Here is a 3,274-nt window from a genome sequence, read left to right as displayed (position 1 = left end):
GCGCCGGCGCCGCCTCCCCGGCGTCGTCCGCACCGTCCGGGCCGGCCACGAACTCCAGCAGGTTCACGTCCTCCGGCCTGCGCACGGCCCCCGCCGCACCCACCGTGCGCACCGGGCCCAGGATCCGGGACAGGCGGAAACACCGCGGCGCCGCACGGTCCCGGTCGTGCCCCACCAGATACCAGCGGGCCCGCCACGACACCACACCCCAGGGCTCCACCGTGCGCGCACGCCGCTCCGGCGACCCGCCACGCCGGTAGTCGAACCGCACCACACAGCCACGCCGCACCGCCGACAGCAGCGGCGCGAACGCCGGGTCCGTGTGCACCCGCGGCTCCACCAGCGTCGCCGACTGGTCGTCGACCTCCACCCCCGCCGCCCGCAGCTTCACCAGGGCCCCGTGCGCCTGCCCGGTCAGCTCCGGCGAATCCCACAGCCGCACCGCCAACGCCACCGCCGCCGCCTCGTCCGGAGCCAGGTCGATCTCGCCCAGCTCGTAGTCCCGGCGCGCGATCCGGTAGCCCTCCACCGCGTCGAACACCGAGTTCCGCCCGGTCTCCACCGGGATCCCCAGCTCGCGCAGCTCCGCCTTGTCCCGCTCGAACATGCGGGAGAACGCCTCGTCCCCCGCCACGTCCGCGTAGCCGGGCACGATCTGCCGCACCCGGTCGGCGGTCAGATACTGCCGCGTCGACAGCAGCGCCAGCACCAGGTTGACCAGGCGTTCAGCACGGGCGGTGGACACGGGCCCACCCTAGCCACCCCACCGGCCCGCCCGCGCGCGGCCCACACCGACGCACTCCGCCCGCCGCGGGACCGGCGGCGGCCTCACAACGAGGCGATCAGCCGTTCCACCCGCTCGTCCACCGCGCGGAACGGGTCCTTGCACAGCACGGTGCGCTGGGCCTGGTCGTTGAGCTTGAGGTGCACCCAGTCCACCGTGAAGTCCCGGCCCACCTGCTGCGCCGCCGCGATGAAATCCCCCCGCAGCTTCGCCCGCGTCGTCTGCGGCGGGGTGTCCTTGGCCGCCTCGATCTCCCCGTCGTCGGTCACCCGCCGCACCATGCCCTTGCGCTGCAGCAGGTCGAAGATCCCCCGCCCGCGGCGGATGTCGTGGTAGGCCAGATCCAGCTGCGCCACCTTCGGGTCGGACAGGTCCAGGTCGTGCTTGGCCCGGTACCGCTCCACCAGGCGGTGCTTGATCGCCCAGTCGATCTCGGTGTCGATGCCGGAGAAGTCCTGCCGTTCCACCGCGTCCAACGCCCGGCCCCACAGGTCCACCACCTGCCGCGCCGTCGGCCCCGAGTCGTTGGCCTCCACGTGCTGCACCGCCCGCGCGTGATACTCCCGCTGGATCTCCAACGGCGACGCCTCCCGGCCCCCCGCCAGCCGCACCGGCCGCCGGCCCGTCAGGTCGTGCGACACCTCCCGGATCGCGCGGATCGGGTTGTCCAGCGTGAAGTCGCGGAACTGCACCCCCTGCTCCACCATCTCCAGCACCAGGTGCACCGCACCGACCTTCAGCAGCGTCGTCGGCTCGGCCATGTTCGAGTCCCCGACGATGACGTGCAACCTGCGGTACCGCTCGGCGTCGGCGTGCGGCTCGTCGCGGGTGTTGATGATCGGCCGGGACCGGGTCGTCGCGCTGGACACCCCCTCCCAGATGTGCTCCGCGCGCTGCGACAGGCAGTACACCGCCCCGCGCGGCGTCTGCAGCACCTTGCCCGCCCCGGCGACCAACTGCCGGGTCACCAGGAACGGCAGCAACACGTCCGCCACCCGGGAGAACTCCCCCGCCCGCGTCACCAGATAGTTCTCGTGACACCCGTACGAGTTGCCCGCCGAGTCGGTGTTGTTCTTGAACAGGAAGATGTCCCCGCCGATACCCTCGTCGGCCAGCCGCCGCTCCGCATCGACGAGCAGATCCTCCAGGATCCGCTCCCCCGCCTTGTCGTGCGTCACCAGCTGCGTGATGTCGTCACACTCGGCGGTCGCGTACTCCGGGTGGGACCCCACGTCCAGGTACAGCCGGGAGCCGTTCGACAGGAACACGTTCGACGACCGGCCCCACGACACCACCCGCCGGAACAGGTAGCGCGCCACTTCGTCGGGCGACAACCTGCGCTGCCCGTGGAAGGTGCAGGTGACCCCGAACTCGGTCTCGATCCCAAAGATCCGACGCTGCATCCCTCAAGGGTAGGCGCTATCGGCCGCAGTACGGTGAACGAAATCCACCGAATCCGTAACCCGCGCCGCGCCGGGCCCGTTCCCGGCGCCGGTCACGGCCCCGCCCACGCGGAGACCCGCACCTCGTCGCCGACCGACACCTTGCCGGGGCGGGTGACCGCGAACCGGGTCCCCAGGGCGACCCCGTCCGGGGTGCGCCGGTACTCCGCCAGCGTGCGCAACGGCTCCGGCCCGGCCCGCACACCGCGCTCCTGGTCCACCGTCGTCACCGCACACCGCACGGCGACCTTGGTGAAGCCGAGCTCCGCCTCCCCCACCGCGACGCGGCGCACCTCGTCCTCGGCGTGCGGCGTCTCCCAGCCGTCGAGGACCACGTTGGGCCGGAACCGGTCCATCGGCACCGGGTCGGCGCCGCGGGCGCGCAGCCGGGTGGTCAGTTCGTCCAGGCTGCGCCGCGTCATCAGCAGCACCGCGCTGCTGTCGGCGTAGGCCGCGGTGCCCGGGGTGAGGCCGGTGGTCTCCCGGTGGTGCTCCGGCGGCACCCGCACCAGCCTGCTCGGCCGCCCCAGCACCGTCGACAACCACTCGGCGGCGGTGTCGCCCTGGTCGACACCGTGGAACGACCTGGTGTGCATCCGCACCGGGTGGCGGGGCCCGTCGGTGTCCACCGTCACCGGCAGGGTCTCCACCCCCGCGCACGACAGGGTCAGCCGGTCCGCCGCGCCGGCCCCGGCGACCTCGACACCGGCCCGCACCAGCGCCAGCCGCGGGTCCGTGCGTTGACTGCGGAACTCGCCCGCGGGGTCGACCACCATGAACGTGCGGTCGTGCTCCGGCCCGGCCGGGGACAGCGTCCCCGCGTCGAGCGGGACCCCCGCGCACCCCTTGACCGGATAGCTGTACAGGCCGGTGACCCTGACCATGGCGGAACCGGCCCTACTCGGACCCGCCCGACGACGTCGACCCGTCCCCGTCCGTGGCGCCGCCCGCCGGCGCGGAGTCCGTCGACGCGCCGCCCGGGGAGGCCGGCATCAGCGCCTCCAGCGCCGTGCCGGTGATCCGGCGGAACTTGCGGCCCGGACGCTCC

The 3,274-nt window shown here is 73.4% G+C and carries 3 protein-coding genes; all 3 read right to left on the bottom strand.

What is annotated here, in order from left to right; genetic code table 11:
* On the bottom strand, positions 1–745 hold a 745-nt coding region (locus tag ACTIR_RS24060; protein ID WP_065388605.1), incomplete at its 3' end, for a helix-turn-helix transcriptional regulator.
* A gap of 83 nt (positions 746–828) precedes the next feature.
* On the bottom strand, positions 829–2,187 hold the full coding sequence (pafA, locus tag ACTIR_RS0117525; protein WP_007024702.1) for a Pup--protein ligase: 1,359 nt from the start codon (positions 2,185–2,187) through the stop codon (positions 829–831).
* A 92-nt stretch (positions 2,188–2,279) separates the two neighbouring features.
* Complete coding sequence (locus tag ACTIR_RS0117520; RefSeq protein ID WP_026455254.1) at positions 2,280–3,110, bottom strand: MOSC domain-containing protein; 831 nt, start codon at positions 3,108–3,110, stop codon at positions 2,280–2,282.
* Positions 3,111–3,274: the final 164 nt, after the last annotated feature.

The organism is Saccharomonospora iraqiensis subsp. iraqiensis (assembly GCF_000430445.1).
Classification (GTDB): Bacteria; Actinomycetota; Actinomycetes; order Mycobacteriales; family Pseudonocardiaceae; genus Saccharomonospora; species Saccharomonospora iraqiensis.
Note: the sequence above shows the minus strand (reverse complement) of the source record. Positions and strands in the feature narration are given on the sequence as shown.